Origin of the sequence: Devosia sp., from assembly GCF_041917035.1 — a bacterium.
Classification (GTDB): Bacteria; Pseudomonadota; Alphaproteobacteria; order Rhizobiales; family Devosiaceae; genus Devosia_A.
This window is the reverse complement of record NZ_JAYRYM010000004.1, coordinates 1-14,962: the sequence shown is the minus strand read 5'-3', so window position 1 is coordinate 14,962 and position 14,962 is coordinate 1. Positions and strand designations below refer to the sequence as shown.

General features: G+C 68.7%; 15 protein-coding genes. 10 read left to right on the top strand and 5 right to left on the bottom strand.

From position 1 onward, the window contains the following. The first annotated feature begins 7 nt into the window (after nucleotides 1–7). From ACE3TU_RS01290 to ACE3TU_RS01245, 10 genes are read left to right on the top strand one after another with little or no spacing between them, the layout of a single operon-like run. Nucleotides 8–1,060 carry a class 1 fructose-bisphosphatase gene (locus ACE3TU_RS01290; RefSeq protein WP_374619187.1) on the top strand — a complete coding sequence of 351 codons (1,053 nt, stop codon included), beginning with the start codon at nucleotides 8–10 and terminating at the stop codon, nucleotides 1,058–1,060. Between the two features lie 11 nt (nucleotides 1,061–1,071). After that, nucleotides 1,072–1,944, top strand: coding sequence for a phosphoribulokinase (locus ACE3TU_RS01285; RefSeq protein WP_374619185.1), 873 nt, complete (start codon nucleotides 1,072–1,074; stop codon nucleotides 1,942–1,944). After that, complete coding sequence (gene pgk / locus ACE3TU_RS01280; RefSeq protein ID WP_374619182.1) at nucleotides 1,941–2,567, top strand: phosphoglycerate kinase; 627 nt, start codon at nucleotides 1,941–1,943, stop codon at nucleotides 2,565–2,567. The genes ACE3TU_RS01285 and pgk overlap by 4 nt, the downstream gene beginning before the upstream one ends. Before the next feature lies 1 nt (nucleotide 2,568). Then, nucleotides 2,569–3,648 carry a class II fructose-bisphosphate aldolase gene (gene fba, locus ACE3TU_RS01275; RefSeq protein ID WP_374619180.1) on the top strand — a complete coding sequence of 360 codons (1,080 nt, stop codon included), beginning with the start codon at nucleotides 2,569–2,571 and terminating at the stop codon, nucleotides 3,646–3,648. Between the two features lie 23 nt (nucleotides 3,649–3,671). Continuing rightward, the gene (locus tag ACE3TU_RS01270; protein WP_374619177.1) at nucleotides 3,672–5,132 is read left to right on the top strand and encodes a form I ribulose bisphosphate carboxylase large subunit; all 1,461 of its coding nucleotides are present in this window, start codon (nucleotides 3,672–3,674) and stop codon (nucleotides 5,130–5,132) included. A gap of 9 nt (nucleotides 5,133–5,141) precedes the next feature. Beyond that, nucleotides 5,142–5,531 (top strand): ribulose bisphosphate carboxylase small subunit, encoded by a 390-nt coding sequence (locus ACE3TU_RS01265; protein WP_374619174.1) that lies wholly within the window; start codon nucleotides 5,142–5,144, stop codon nucleotides 5,529–5,531. A gap of 2 nt (nucleotides 5,532–5,533) precedes the next feature. Then, nucleotides 5,534–6,451 carry a CbbX protein gene (gene cbbX / locus ACE3TU_RS01260; RefSeq protein WP_374619172.1) on the top strand — a complete coding sequence of 306 codons (918 nt, stop codon included), beginning with the start codon at nucleotides 5,534–5,536 and terminating at the stop codon, nucleotides 6,449–6,451. Next, a complete protein-coding gene (gene rpe / locus ACE3TU_RS01255) occupies nucleotides 6,448–7,116 on the top strand; it encodes a ribulose-phosphate 3-epimerase (RefSeq protein ID WP_374619169.1) in 669 nt (222 codons plus the stop codon). The genes cbbX and rpe overlap by 4 nt, the downstream gene beginning before the upstream one ends. A gap of 30 nt (nucleotides 7,117–7,146) precedes the next feature. Then, complete coding sequence (locus tag ACE3TU_RS01250; RefSeq protein ID WP_374619166.1) at nucleotides 7,147–7,866, top strand: HAD-IA family hydrolase; 720 nt, start codon at nucleotides 7,147–7,149, stop codon at nucleotides 7,864–7,866. Next, nucleotides 7,859–8,524, top strand: a complete 666-nt coding sequence (locus ACE3TU_RS01245; protein WP_374619163.1) for an HAD-IA family hydrolase — start codon at nucleotides 7,859–7,861, stop codon at nucleotides 8,522–8,524. The genes ACE3TU_RS01250 and ACE3TU_RS01245 overlap by 8 nt, the downstream gene beginning before the upstream one ends. A gap of 24 nt (nucleotides 8,525–8,548) precedes the next feature. On the opposite strand, the gene ACE3TU_RS01240 is transcribed toward ACE3TU_RS01245, so the two are convergent. The 5 genes from ACE3TU_RS01240 to ACE3TU_RS01220 form a co-directional block, all read right to left on the bottom strand. Further along, nucleotides 8,549–10,288: a dihydroxy-acid dehydratase gene (locus tag ACE3TU_RS01240; RefSeq protein ID WP_374619161.1), complete on the bottom strand. Its 1,740-nt coding sequence runs from the start codon at nucleotides 10,286–10,288 to the stop codon at nucleotides 8,549–8,551. After that, entirely contained in the window at nucleotides 10,288–11,742 is a 1,455-nt protein-coding gene (locus tag ACE3TU_RS01235; protein WP_374619158.1) for an NAD-dependent succinate-semialdehyde dehydrogenase, read from the bottom strand. The genes ACE3TU_RS01240 and ACE3TU_RS01235 overlap by 1 nt, the downstream gene beginning before the upstream one ends. Before the next feature lie 15 nt (nucleotides 11,743–11,757). After that, nucleotides 11,758–13,653, bottom strand: a complete 1,896-nt coding sequence (locus tag ACE3TU_RS01230; RefSeq protein ID WP_374619156.1) for a thiamine pyrophosphate-dependent enzyme — start codon at nucleotides 13,651–13,653, stop codon at nucleotides 11,758–11,760. 3 nt (nucleotides 13,654–13,656) lie between these two features. Beyond that, nucleotides 13,657–14,736 carry a Gfo/Idh/MocA family protein gene (locus tag ACE3TU_RS01225; protein WP_374619153.1) on the bottom strand — a complete coding sequence of 360 codons (1,080 nt, stop codon included), beginning with the start codon at nucleotides 14,734–14,736 and terminating at the stop codon, nucleotides 13,657–13,659. Next, nucleotides 14,733–14,962: IclR family transcriptional regulator C-terminal domain-containing protein (locus ACE3TU_RS01220; RefSeq protein ID WP_374619150.1), on the bottom strand; the 230-nt coding region annotated here is incomplete at its 5' end. The genes ACE3TU_RS01225 and ACE3TU_RS01220, both read right to left, overlap by 4 nt.

Below are 14,962 nucleotides of genomic sequence, written 5' to 3'. Positions count from 1 at the left end.
GACGGCCATGAGAGCTCATGCTCTGACGGATTTTCTCGAGCACTTCCGCACCCGCTCCGACATGGCGCAGCGCGACGCCGTGGCCGATGCCGTCATCGCCCTGGCGGCCAGCGCGGTCGCCGTCTCGCTCGAGATCGCGAGCGGGGCGCTCGGGGAGGCCTTTTCCGAGCAGGCCGGGGCGCACAACACCAATGGCGAGCGGCAGGCGGGCCTCGACCTTTATGCCGACGACCGCTTCCTCGAGGCGGCCGGCCGCGCCCCGATCGGCATCTACGCCTCCGAGGAGCGGCCGCACCCGGTGGTCCTCGACGCGCAGGCGCCGCTGATCCTCGCGATCGATCCGCTCGACGGTTCCTCCAATATCGACGTCAACGTCTCGATCGGCACGATCTTCTCGATCCTGCCGATGACGGGCAACCCCGAGCGCGATCCGCTGGCCTCTGTATTGCAGCCTGGCAGCGCCCAGCTGGCGGCCGGCTTCTTCATCTACGGCCCGCAGCTGGCGCTGGTGCTCACCCTCGGCGAGGGCACGCACCTGTTCACCTATGCGCCGCGCTTCGGCACCTTCGTCTACAGCCGGGCCGAGCTGAAGATCCCGCATCGCAGCAGCGAGTTCTCGATCAATGCCTCGAACCGTCGGCACTGGGACGAGGCGGTGCGGCACTATGTCGACGATTGCCTGCGCGGCTCGGAAGGTCCGCAGGGGCGCGACTACAACATGCGCTGGATCGCATCGCTGGTCGCCGAGACCTACCGCATCCTCATCCGGGGCGGGGTGTTCCTCTATCCGGGCGACAGTCGGAAGGGATACAGCCACGGTCGGCTGCGCTTGGTCTACGAGGCCAACCCGATCGCCTTCCTGATCGAGCAGGCCGATGGTCTCGCCACCCAGACGCAGCACCCGATCCTTTCGATCGCGCCGGCGAGCCTGCACCAGAAGACACCGCTGGTCTTCGGCTCCCGCTCGGAGGTCGACCAGATCGCGCAGTACCACCTCAACCGTGAGCCCGTCGGCGACAGGTCGCCGCTGTTCGGGTCCCGCGGCCTGTTCCGCAACTGAGGTCCAGCACCATGTCGGTCCAGCATCCCATCATTTCGATCACCGGTTCGTCGGGCGCAGGCACGACCTCGGTCAAGCGCATCTTCGAGCTGATCTTCCGCCGCGAGCAGGTGAGCGCCGCCTTCATCGAGGGCGATGCCTTCCATCGCTACGACCGCGAGGCGATGAAGCGGAAAATCGCGGAGGAGGAGACGACCGGCAACCGGAACTTCTCCCACTTCAACCCCGAGGCGAACGAGCTTGAACTACTCGAGGCGATCTTCGCCGAGTTCGGCCGCTCCGGCACCGGGCGCACCCGGACCTATGTCCATGACGACGAGGAGGCGGCCCAGCTCGGGGTGCCGCAGGGCCGCTTCAGCGACTGGCGCGAGTTCGCTCCCTCCGACCTGCTGTTCTACGAGGGGCTGCACGGCTGCGCGGTGACCGACAAGGTCGATCTCGCCCGCCATGCCGACCTCAAGATCGGGGTGGTGCCGGTCATCAATCTCGAGTGGATCCAGAAGATCCATCGCGACAAGGCAACGCGCGGCTACTCGACCGAAGCCGTGATGGACACCATCCTGCGCCGGATGCCGGACTATGTGCGGCACATCACGCCGCAGTTCTCGCGCACCGACATCAATTTCCAGCGGGTGCCGATCGTCGACACCTCCAACCCGTTCGTCGCCCGCTGGATCCCCACTCCCGACGAGTCGATGCTGGTGATCCGCTTTGCCAGCCCGCGCGGCATCGACTTTCCGTACCTGCTGTCGATGATCCACGACTCGTTCATGTCGCGGGCCAACTCGATCGTCGTGCCGGGCAACAAGCTCGACCTCGCCATGCAGCTCATCCTGACGCCGCTGATCCTGCAGATCGTCGAACGCAAGCGGCGGAACACATGAGCGAGTCCCGGCTTCTCGATCTGCCGCACGTGCTGGGGGCCGACCTGCGGGGCCGGACGGTGCTGCTGCGAGCCGACCTCAATATTGCCGTCGTGCGCGGCGAGGAGTCCGCCTCGACCCGGGTCACCCGTTGCGCCGAGACGGTGCGAATGCTCAGACGCCAGGGGGCGCGCGTCGTCATTGCCGCGCATCTCGACCGGCCGCACGGCGTGCCCAATCCCGTGATGTCGCTCGCTCCCGTCGGCCGCCTCCTGGCGCAGGCTCTCGGCCAGGAGGTCGGCTTCGTGCGCGATTGCGTCGGGGCGGTCGCCGAGGGCGCGACGCGGTCGTCCTCGGCCGGGGCGGTGCTGCTGCTCGAGAACCTGCGCTTCCACCTGGGCGAAGAACTCAACGATCGCGCCTTCGCGCTGCTGTTGTCCGTGCACGGCGATGTGTGCGTCAACGATGCGCCCGCCGCCTCGGCCCGCCAGCATGCATCCGTTGCGACGCTGCCGCTGGTGATGCCGGCGCTCGCCGGTCCGCAACTCGTCGCGCGGGCCGCCGAACTGGGCGAGCAGGCACTGCTGCTCCCCGGCGTTGCCGCCCTGACCACCACCCGAACCGAAACCCTGGAGATCGCCTGACATGGCCCGCATCACCCTGAGGCAACTGCTCGACCATGCCGCCGAGCGTGGCTACGGCGTTCCCGCCTTCAACATCAACAATATGGAGCAGGCGCTCGCCATTCTCGAGGCGGCGCGCGACGTCGATGCGCCGGTGATCCTGCAGGCCAGCCGCGGCGCTCGCTCCTATGCCGGAGACATCATGCTGGGCCGCATCATCGATGCGCTCGAAGAGATGTTTCCCGAGATCCCGCTGTGCATGCATCAGGACCACGGCAACAATGTCGCCACCTGCCTCAGCGCCATCCAGCACGGCTACACCTCGGTGATGATGGATGGCTCGCTGCACGAGGACGGCAAGACCCCGTCCGACTATGACTACAATGTCGCCATCACCGCCGATGTGGCGCGGCTCGCGCACCTCGTCGGGGCCTCGGTCGAGGGCGAGATCGGCGTACTCGGCAGCCTCGAGACCGGCGAGGGCGAGGCCGAGGACGGGCACGGCTTCGAGGGCAAGCTGCAGCGGCACATGCTGGTGACCGACCCCGAGGAGGCGGCGCGCTTCGTCGCCGCGACCCAGGTCGATGCGCTCGCCGTCGCCATCGGCACCAGCCACGGGGCCTACAAGTTCACCCGCGCGCCGAGCGGCGACGTGCTCGCCATGGACGTCATCGAGCGGTTGCACGAGCGGCTGCCCGATACCCACCTCGTCATGCACGGGTCTTCCTCGGTGCCCAAGGAATGGCAGGACGTGTTCAATTCCCATGGTGGGCAGATGCGCGAAACCTGGGGCGTTCCGGTCGAGGAGATCGTGCGCGGCATCCGCCACGGCGTGCGCAAGGTCAACATCGACACCGATCTCAGGCTGGCGGCCACCGCGGCGATGCGACGGGCGGCGGTGAAGGACCCCGCCGAATTCGATCCGCGCAAGTTCATGAAGCCGGCCATGGAGGCGATGCGATCGGTCTGCAAGCAGCGCTTCGAGGCCTTCGGCACGGCCGGCAATGCCTCGCGCATCAAGGTCGTGCCGATGAGCGAGATGGCCAGGCGCTATGCGTCGGGCAGCCTCGCGCCCCGCGCCGGCACCGCCCGCGCCGCCTGAACCCCAGTCGAAAGGAACTGATCATGGACACCCAGCCGACCGAAATCCGGGGCAAGGAACGCTACAAGTCCGGCGTGCTCAAGTACGCCCAGATGGGCTACTGGAATGCCGACTACGTGCCCAGGGACACCGACCTGCTGGCGCTGTTCCGGATCACGCCGCAGGATGGCGTCGACCCCATCGAGGCCGCTGCGGCGGTGGCCGGCGAGAGCTCGACCGCGACCTGGACGGTGGTGTGGACCGACCGGCTCACCGCCGCCGACCAGTACCGGGCCAAGGCCTATCGGGTCGAACCGGTCCCCAACAATCCGGGGCAGTACTTCTGCTACGTGGCCTACGACCTGATCCTGTTCGAGGAAGGCTCGATCGCCAACCTCACCGCCTCGATCATCGGCAACGTCTTCTCGTTCAAGCCGCTCAAGGCCGCCCGGCTCGAGGACATGCGCCTGCCGGTCGCCTATGTGAAGACCTACAAAGGGCCGCCGACCGGCATCGTCACGGAGCGCGAGCGGCTCGACAAGTTCGGCCGACCGCTGCTCGGGGCGACGACAAAGCCCAAGCTCGGGCTCTCCGCCAAGAACTACGGGCGCGTCGTCTATGAGGGCCTCAAGGGCGGCCTCGACTTCATGAAGGACGACGAGAACATCAACTCGCAGCCCTTCATGCACTGGCGCGACCGGTTCCTCTACTGCATGGACGCGGTCAACAAGGCCTCGGCCGAGACCGGCGAGATCAAGGGGCACTACCTCAACATCACCGCCGGCACGATGGAGGAGATGTACCGCCGGGCCGAACTTGCCAAGGAGACCGGCTCGGTCATCGTGATGATCGATCTGATCATCGGCTACACCGCAATCCAGTCGATCTCGGAATGGTGCCGGCAGAACGACATGATCCTGCACCTGCATCGGGCCGGCCACGGCACCTACACGCGCCAGAAGAACCACGGGGTCAGCTTCCGCGTCATCGCCAAGTGGATGCGGCTCGCCGGCGTCGACCACATCCACGCCGGTACCGCGGTCGGCAAGCTCGAGGGCGACCCGATGACGGTGCAGGGCTACTACAATGTCTGCCGCGAACTCAGGAACGAGATCGACCTGCCGCGCGGCATCTACTTCGAGCAGGACTGGGCCGACCTCAAGAAGATGATGCCGGTGGCGTCGGGCGGCATCCATGCCGGCCAGATGCACCAGTTGCTGCACCTGTTCGGCGACGATGTGGTACTGCAGTTCGGCGGCGGCACGATCGGCCATCCGATGGGGATCCAGGCCGGCGCGACGGCCAACCGCGTCGCGCTCGAGGCCATGGTGCTGGCCCGCAACGAGGGCCGCGACATCATCAACGAAGGGCCCGAAATCCTCAGGGCGGCGGCCAGGTGGTGCAAGCCGGTCGAGGCCGCGCTGGATACCTGGGGCAACATCTCGTTCAACTACCAGTCGACCGACACGTCGGACTACGTCCCGACGCCGGCGCTCAGCTACTGAGGACCTGCCATGCGCATCACCCAGGGAGCCTTCTCCTTCCTTCCCGACCTCACCGACGAGCAGATCTCCATGCAGGTGGAGTACTGCCTGAGGAACGACTGGGCCATCGGCATCGAGCACACCTCCGATCCGCACCCGCGCAACGTGCTGTGGGACATGTGGGGCAACCCGATGTTCGACCTGCGCGATGCGGCCGGCGTGATGATGGAGCTCAGGGATTGCCGCAAGGCCTTCCCCAATCACTACATCCGCATCAACGCCTACGATTCGACCCGCGGTTTCGAGACGGTGCGGCTGAGCTTCATCGTCAACCGTCCGCAGGTCGAGCCGAGCTTCCGCCTGACGCGCACCGAGGTGCGGGGCCGTACGGTCAGCGTCACCATGACGACCGAGTACTGACCGTGCTCGAGACCGAAGGCAGCGGGGCGGCCCCGGCGACGATCGACCTGCAGGCCGAGTACCGGGCCTCGGGCGTCGCCGAGGTGCTCGCCGAACTCGACCGCGAGCTGGTCGGGCTGAAGCCGGTCAAGCAGCGGATCCGCGAGACGGCGGCGCTGCTGCTCGTCGACCGGGCCCGGCGCCAGCTCGGGCTCGGCAGCACGACGCCGACCCTGCACATGAGCTTCACCGGCAATCCGGGGACCGGCAAGACCACGGTGGCGCGGCGCATGGCAGACCTGCTGTTCCGGCTGGGCTATGTGCGCAAGGGGCACCTGGTCGCGGTCACGCGCGACGATCTGGTCGGCCAGTATATCGGACACACTGCGCCCAAGACCAAGGAAGTGCTGAAGAAGGCAATGGGCGGCGTGTTGTTCATCGACGAGGCCTACTACCTCTATCGCCCCGACAACGAGCGCGATTACGGGCAGGAGGCGATCGAGATCCTGCTACAGGTGATGGAGAACCAGCGCGACGACCTGGTGGTCATCCTCGCCGGCTATGCCGACCGGATGGAGCGTTTCTTCCAGTCCAACCCGGGCTTCCGCTCCCGCATTGCCCACCACATCGATTTTCCCGACTATTCCGACGACGAACTGCTGGCGATCGCACGGTCCATGCTGGACGAGCAGGGCTACCGCTTCGACGGGCCGGGGCAGGTGACGATGCGGGACTACATCGAGAAGCGGCGGACCCAGCCGCACTTCGCCAATGCCCGCTCGATCCGCAATGCCATCGACCGGGCCCGCCTCAGGCAGGCCAACCGGCTGTTCGAGGCGACCGGGCCGGTGGGGGCCGAGGCTCTCTCGACCATCACCGCTCCGGACATCCGCGCCAGCCGGGTGTTCGCGCAGACCCAGTCGACCGGAGAGGCGCCATGACCGACATCCTTATCGCTCCCTCGATCCTTGCCGCCGATTTCGCGCGGCTCGGCGAGGAAGTCGACGATGTGCTCGCCGCTGGTGCCGACTGGATACATCTCGACGTGATGGACGGCCACTTCGTGCCCAACATCACTTTCGGTCCGGCCGTCATCAAGGCGCTGCGCGGCCGCACCGGGGCGACCTTTGACTGCCACCTGATGATCTCGCCGGTCGACGCCTATCTCGACGCCTTCGCCGAGGCCGGCTGCGACGTCATCACCGTCCATGCCGAGGCGACGACGCACCTGGACCGGTCGCTGCAGCGCATCCGGCAACTGGGCAAGAGGGCCGGGGTGGCACTCAACCCCGCGACCCCCGAATCGGTCCTCGGCTATGTGCTCGACCGTGTCGACCTCGTGCTGGTGATGACGGTGAACCCGGGCTTCGGCGGCCAGGCCTTCATTCCGTCGACGCTCGACAAGATCAGTCGAATCAAGACGATGGTCGGTGATCGCCCGATAAGGATCGAGGTCGATGGCGGCGTTTCGGCAGCCAATGCGGCGGCCGTCGCCGCGGCGGGCGCTGATGTGCTGGTGGCCGGATCGGCCGTGTTCGCCGCCGGTCGCGACGGCTATGCGGCACGCATCGCGGCGATCCGCAGTGCTGCCGGCGGCAGGCCGTAGCGGGAGGCGCGGATGGATTTTGGAGATTTCGTGCTGAACACTCGCGGCGCACCCGACCGCCGGCCCGGCACCCTGCCCAGGGCCGTCCTATTCGACCTCGACGGCACGCTGATCGACTCGGTTCCCGATATCGCTCTCGCCGTGGCGGAACTGCTCGATCTGTCCGGCCTGGCGCCCTTCGACGAGGACAGCATCCGCGTCATGGTGGGGCATGGCGTCGGCCCGCTGGTGTCGCGGGCCTTCGCGGCACACGGCATCGAGCTGTCGCCCACCGAGCACGAGCGGCAGATCGGGCGGATGCGCGAGATCTATCCGCGCCATCTCACCGGCCGCACCACGCTGATGCCGCACGCGCGCGAGGCGCTCGCCGGCCTCAGGCAGCGCGACGTGCCGCTGGCGCTGGTCACCAACAAGCTGCAGTCGGCGGCCAATATCGTCCTCGATCATTTCGGCCTCGCCGAGAGCTTCAGCGTCGTGCTGGGCGACCAGGCGCGCCCCGGCGGCCTCGCCGCCAAGCCGGCGCCGGATATGCTGCAGTTCACCCTCAGCCGGCTCAGGGCCCAGCCGGGCGAGGCGATCATGGTGGGCGACAGCGCGGCCGACATCGAGGCGGCGCGGGCGGCGGGCGTCTTCGCGGTGGCGCTGCGCAACGGCTATTCCAGCGTGCCGCTCGAGCAGCTTGCGCCCGACATCATCATCGACAGCCTCGGCGAACTCGACGTCGCCATCGACATGTGGCGCCTTGGTTAGGCTCGCCGCGCTGATCTTCGACCTCGACGGCACCCTCGCCGAGACCGAGGAACTGCATCGACAGGCGTTCAACGGCGCCTTCGCCGAGGCCGGGCTCGCCGTGCGCTGGGATCCCGCGCGGTACCGGCGGCTGCTCGATGTCACCGGCGGCAAGCGCCGGATCGTGGGGCATTTCGAGCAGGCGGGCCTGCCGATACCCGATGCGCTGGCGTCGGCCCTCCATGCGGCCAAGAACCGGCTCTATGGCGAGCTGGTGGGGCGCGGGGCCGCCGTGCCGCGGCCGGGGGTCATCGATCTGCTGGAACGCGCGCGGCGGCGGGGGCTGCGCCTCGCCATCGCCACCACCACCAGCCGCGTCAACCTCGATGCGCTGCTTGCCGCCTCGCCGATGCCCGCCTTCGACGTGCTCGTCACCGCGGGCGACGTCTCCGAGCTCAAGCCGCACCCCGCCGCCTATCGTGTCGCGCTCGAGCGGCTCGGCCTCGCGCCGGAGGAGGCGCTGGCCTTCGAGGACTCCGAGAACGGGCTCAGGGCCGCCTTGGCCGCCGGGCTGCGCACCATCGTCACCCCGGCCGCCTACACTGCGGGCGGCGACTTCAGCGGCGCTGCCGAGGTCTGCGACAGCCTCGCCGCCTTCGACCTCGAACGCTGGGACTGATCCCTGGCCGCAGCCGGTCCGGTCTCAGCGTCCGTCCCGGCGCACCGGCTCGCCCGTCCAGTCGCGGCGCAGGAAGTCGAAGTCGCAGCCCGAGGTGGCGTTGCCGACGTGGCGCCCATAGAGCCACTTGTAGCCGCGCTGGCCGGCGGTGTCGTCGACCGGCAGGTTCGCCCGGCGCGCGGCCAGTTCCTCCTCCGGGACCAGGAGGTCGATCCGCTTCCGCGCCGCCGAGAGGCGGATGCGGTCGCCGGTCCGCACCAGTGCCAGGGGGCCGCCATCGGCCGCTTCCGGGGTGATATGGAGGACGACGGTGCCGAACGCCGTGCCGCTCATCCGGGCATCGGAGATGCGCACCATGTCCTTGACGCCCTGGCGGGCGAGTTTTCTGGGGATCGGCAGGTAGCCGGCCTCGGGCATCCCTGCCGGGCTCTTCGGTCCGGCATGCTGCAGCACCAGCACGTCGTCCGCCGTCACATCGAGGTCGGGATCGTCGATACGGGCCGCGAGGTCCTCGAGCGAGGCAAAGACCACGGCGCGACCCTCGTGTTCCATCAGCCGGGGCGTCGCCGCCGCCCGCTTCAGGATGGCGCCGCCTGGGGCCAGGTTGCCGTGCAGCGCGATCAGACCGCCGACCGGCTCGACCGGATTGTCGGGCGGGCGGATGAAGCGGGTGTCCACCGGATCGGGCAGGGGCCTGGCCAGCCGTTCCCGCAGGGTTTGGCCGGTGACGTCGCGGGTCTCGAGGTGCAGCTTGTCGGCAATGCCGCGCAGCACCGCGTCGAGGCCGCCGGCGGTGTTGAAGTCCTCCATGTAGCCGTCGCCCACCGGCTTCAGGTTCACCAGCACCGGGGTCTCGTCGGACAGCCGGTTGAAGGCATCGAGGTCGATGTCGACGCCGACCCGCCCGGCGATGGCGGCAAGATGGACGATGGCATTGGTCGAGCCCGAGACGGCGAGCAGGACCCGCAGGGCATTCTCGATCGCGGCCGGCGTCATCAGTGTGTCCGGTGTGCGGTCGGTGCCGACAAGGCGCGCGGCCAGCGCCCCGGTCTCCTCGGCGGCGCGCAGGCGGTCGGCGTGGACGGAGGGGATGGCGGAACTGTTGGGCACCATCATGCCGAGCGTATCGGCGATCAGCGCCATGGTGCTGGCCGTCCCCATCACCGCGCAGGTGCCCGAGGTGACGGCGAGCCGTCCCTCGACCTGGTTGATTTCGGCGTCGTCGACATCGCCGCCCCGATAGCGAGCCCAGAAGCGCCGGCAGTCGGTGCAGGCGCCGAGCCGCTCGCCGCGATGCCGGCCGGTCATCATCGGACCGGACACCAGCATCACGGCCGGCTTGCCGGCCGAGGCGGCGCCCATCAGCAGCGCCGGCACGGTCTTGTCGCAGCCGCCCATCAGCACCACCGAGTCCATGGGCTGGGCGCGGATCATCTCCTCGACGTCCATCGCCATCAGGTTGCGGAAGTTCATGCTGGTGGGGCTGAGGAAGACCTCGCCGAGCGAAATCACCGGGAACACCACCGGCAGGGCGCCCGAGGCGAGCACCCCGCGCTTGACCGCCTCCAACATCTGCGGGAAATCGCGATGGCAGTTGTTGAAGCCGCTCTCGGTGTAGCAGATGCCGACGATCGGCTTGTCGAGCGCGGCGTCCGTATAGCCCATCGACTTGGCGAACGAGCGGCGCAGGTAACGGGCGAAGTCGGTATCGCCATAGTTGGTGAGGCCGCCGGTCAGCCCGGCATGCGGCTTCCTGTCGGCCATCAGCGCGCCCCCTCGATGCTCAGCCGGTGCCGGACATACTTGGTGTCGAGATAGTCCATGATGCCCTCCGAGCCGCCTTCCCGGCCGAAGCCGCTTTCCTTAACGCCGCCGAACGGCGCCTCGGCCAGCGCGAGAAGGGTCTCGTTGACTCCGACCATGCCCGCCTCGAGCCCTTCGGCGGTGCGGGCGGCGAGTTCGGCATTGTTGGTGAAGACGTAGGAGGCGAGGCCGAACGGCGTGCTGTTGGCGCGTTCAAGTACCTCGCCGAGGTCGGTGAAGCCCGCGATCGGCGCCACCGGGGCGAAGGGCTCCTCATGCATGATGCTCGCGTCGTCCGGGACGTCGGTCAGCACCGTCGGCTCCAGGAAATGGCCGGTATTGGCGCCGGCCGGCCGCCTCCCGCCGGTCAGCAGCCGCGCGCCCCTCGTCCGGGCATCCTCGATCAGCGCCAGCGCCGAATCGAAGGCGCGGCGCCGGATCATCGGCCCCATCGTCACACCGTCCCTGAGGCCATCGCCGACGACGAGGCTCCTGGCCACCTCCACGAAGGCCGCCTCGAACTGCGGCTGGATCGAGCGGTGGACGTAGAAGCGCGACGGCGAGATGCACACCTGCCCGGTATTGCGGTACTTGGCGCCGGCCACCTTCCGAGCCGCCGCGACGGGATCGGCGTCGGCGTGGACGATCACCGGCGCGTGGCCGCCAAGTTCCATGCTGACGCGCTTCACCCCATTGGCCGCGAGCCCGAGCAGATGCTTGCCGACGGGCACCGAACCGGTGAGCGAGACCTTGCGGACGCTCGGCGAGTCGATCAACGTCTCCGAGATCAGCCCGGCATCGCCGGTCAGGATCCCGATCGCGCCTGGGGCAACCCCGGCATCGATCAGCGCCTGGCCGATGGCCAGCGTGGCGCCCGGCGCCTCCGAAGCGGGGCGCGCGATGATGGCGCAGCCGGCCGCCAGCGCCGCGGCGATCTTGCGCGCCGGGAGCAGGGCCGGGAAGTTCCAGGCCGACAGCGACAGGCAGATGCCGACCGGCTGGTGGATGACCGAGAGGCGCTCGTCGCCGTTCCGGCCCGGAATGATCCGGCCGTAGATGCGCTTGGCTTCCTCGCCATACCACTCGAACTGGTCGGCCGCCGAGTTGGTCTCGCCGCGCGATTCGGCCAGCGGCTTGCCGGTCTCGGTGCTGATCAGCCGGGCGATGTCGTCGACCCGCTCGCGCATCAGGTCGGCGGTCCGGCGCAGGATCCTGGCGCGGGTCCAGGCCGGCACCTCGCGCCACTGGGCGAGGCCGGTTCGCGCCGCCGCCAGTGTGGCGTCGATATCGGCGGGTGTTGCGGCGGGCACGGCCCCGACCGGCTGCTCGGTGACCGGGCTGGTCACCGTGCGGGTCGCACCGTCCGAGGCGGCGTGCCATCCGTTGAGCCGCAGCAGTCCGTATGTCTCGTACATGTTGGTCGTCCGTTCTCAGATCGCGGTCAGGGCATAGTCGCGCTCGACATCGGCCACCCAGTTGCCGACGTTCCAGCGTCCATAGGCGCCCATGCCGCCGTCGACATCGGTGCCGTGATAGACCGGCACGTGCACGAGGCTCAGCCCGTCATGCGCCCGCGCCCGTTCGAGCACGCCGGCCAGTTCCTCCCGGGTGGTGCCGCCCCAGAACGCGGCGACGCCCGAGACGGCCGCCGCGAGCTGCCGGTAGTCGACCACGACATTGTCGTTGGTGCGGTACTCGATGCCGTACTGGGCCAGTTGCAGGCCGCTGATCGCCGCCATCCGGCGGTTGTCGAACAGCACGATCATGCCCTTGGCGCCGTGCGCGACACCGTCGATCAGCACCTGCGGGTTCATCATGAACGAGCCGTCGCCGGTGAAAGCGATGGCGTAGCGCGGCCGCTCGGCGGCGGCACCCGCCAGCAGGGCCGACACGGCAAAGCCCATGTAGGAGGCACCCGACTCGGTGACGGTTTCGGTCGGGGTATCGTCCTCGACGATCTGGAAGCCGTTGGCCTGGACGTCGCCCGCGTCGAAGTATTTCAGCGCGTCGATGCGTTTGGCGAACTCGGCGACGGTGCGGATGGCGACCGGCTGGGTCAGCACCGTCCGCTGCCAGGCCGGGTCGTGCAGCGGGCGGGCGGCGAAGCGCGCCTCTTTGAAGCTCCGCCAGCGCCCCTTGGCGGCGCGGCAGGCGGCCAGCCAGGCCTGCTTGTCGGCAGCGGCGGCGAGGTCGCGGTCCGCCAGCAGGGCGTTCAGCCGGTCGAGGATGGCGCCGATATCGCCCAGCAGCGGCAGCGTGTTGTTGTAGTGCTGGATGTCGTTGATGTCGGCATTGATGTTGATGACCTGCCGGACGCGTGGATAGCCGATACCGGAACAGTCCGCCTGGCACACGGCACGCGAACCGATGACGATCAGCAGTTCCGCCTCGTCCATGCCGAAATTGCCGCTGATCGAGCCCTTCGAGCCCGCGACGTGGAGGTTCTGCGGGTGGTTGTCGGGCAACAGGCCGGTCGAACCGGGGCTGAGCAGCACGGCGGCGCCGGCGAGTTCGGCCAGGCGACGGACCTGCTCCGGAAAGCGCCGCGCTCCGCCGCCAGCCTTGATCGCCACCTTGCCGAACGCCGCGATGAGATCGGCTGCTGCCGCGAATGGGGCATGATCGGCCGGCACCTGCGCCGGCAGCGTCGCCGCGCGGGGCAGCCCGGCGATGTTCAGCGTGATGATCCTTGGCTGGGTGTTGATCGGCGTCAGCAGATAGAACGGGCCGGCCCGCGTCGGGTGGAACACCGTCGCTGCGCCCTGGCGCAACGCCTCGCGCAGCGCCTCGGGCGTGTGCAGAGTGTAGGAGCGGCCCATCAGCGCGGTGATCTGCCCGTACAGCCCCTGCGCCGGCTTGGGCACCTGCTGCATGTTGTAGCCTTCGCCATGCGTCGTCTCGTCGCCATAGATGTGATAGACGCCGATGCCGTTCGAGGCGGCGGCCAGCGAGGCGGACATGGCCTGCAGGGCGCCGGGCCCGATCGAGGTGATCACCGCGCAGGTCTCGCCATAGGTCCAGCGCAGCGCGGTGCCGGCATGCGCCATCTCGATCTCGTTGCGAAACTGCCAGACCCGTACCAGTCCGTGCGCCTCATAGACGCGCAGTACTTCGGCGAGCGCGGTCGAGCCGTGCCCGAAGATGGCAAAGAACTTGCGGACGCCCTGACGCATCAGGCCCAGCACCAGGGCCTCGCTGAGGCTGACCTCGAGCGGCTCCGCCAGCGGGCCGCTGGCGATGGCCGCCTCGAGGCCGCCGGCCGCGGCGATTGCGGCGGCCCGCCGGTCCATCAGGGCGGTCGGCGAGGGAGTGGCAGCGTCGGTCATGGTTCAGCCTGCCGGATCGAGGGCGATGGCGCGACCCTCGCGGGCGGATTGCTCCGCGGCAAGCGCGAAGCGGAGGATGGTGCGGCCCTCGCGGGCGGTCAGCTTGGGCGGCGTGCCGTTGCGCAGGGCCTCGATATAGGCGCGGGTGGAGTGCACGAAGCTGGCCTCCCAGCCGGTATCGAGGTTGTGGAAGGTGGTCACCGCGCCGTCGCGGTAGAGCGCCACCGGCGGCGGGTCGCCGATCCGGCCGTGGCCGCAATTGATCCAGATGACGCCCTTGGTCCCGGTGATCTCCACCCGGTCGTCCTGGGCGTAGTGGCGGGTGATGATCTCGAGTTCGGGCGAGTAGACGATCTCGAGATTGCCCATCTTGTTGCCTGGAAAGCGGAACGACACCATGGCCGGGGCGTCGAAGACGAAGCCCGAGGGCGCCACGGAGCGGCTGATGAAGGCGTGCACGGTGTCTGGATTGCCCATGAAGTGCCAGGCGAGCGCAAACTTGTGGTGGCCGTCGTCGAACACCAGCGGGCCGCCACCGGCCTGCGCCTTGTCCTGCCGCCAGGCCTCGGCGCTGGCCGGGACCTTCCAGGCGGTCTTGCTGGCGCCGGGGTTGGATTTGAGGCGGATGGTCACCGGTTCGCCGATGGCGCCTTCGGCGATCAGCGCCTTGGCCTTCATCACCGGCGGGTAGAAGATGAAGTTCTCAAACACCTTGAAGGGCTTGCTCGAGGCCTCGGCGGCCGCGACCAGCGTGTCGGCCTGGGCGAGATCGAGCGTCATCGGCTTTTGCAGCGACACCGCCTTGCCGGCGGCGATGGCGGCCAGGGCCACCTCGAGGTGCAGGTGATGGGGCAGCAGGATCTCGACCAGGTCGACATCGGGGTCGGCGAGGACCCGGCGGTAGTCGTCGGTGACCCGCGCATCGCTCACGCCCCAGGCCTTGGCTCGCCCCTCGGCATTGGCGATGGCATTGTCGCACAGCGCCACGATGCGGGCGTTCGGATTGGCGAGATACTCGATGGCGTGCAGGTCGGAAATCCGGCCCGTGCCGATGATTCCTACACGGACTGTGTCGAACGTCATGGTTTGCTCCAACTGGAAGTGGCGGCGGCCCGCTCGGAGACCAGGGCTCCGAGTTCGGCAAGCCGCTCGAGACTGATGCGGGCGGTCGGCCCGGATACGCCGATGGCGGCGATCATGTCGCCCGGGGCGGCGTAGACTGGCACGGCGGCGCAGCGGATGCCCGGCGAGAACTCCTCGTCGTCCTGGGCGTAGCCGCGGCGGCGCGTCGCTTCGATCTCGGAGTCGA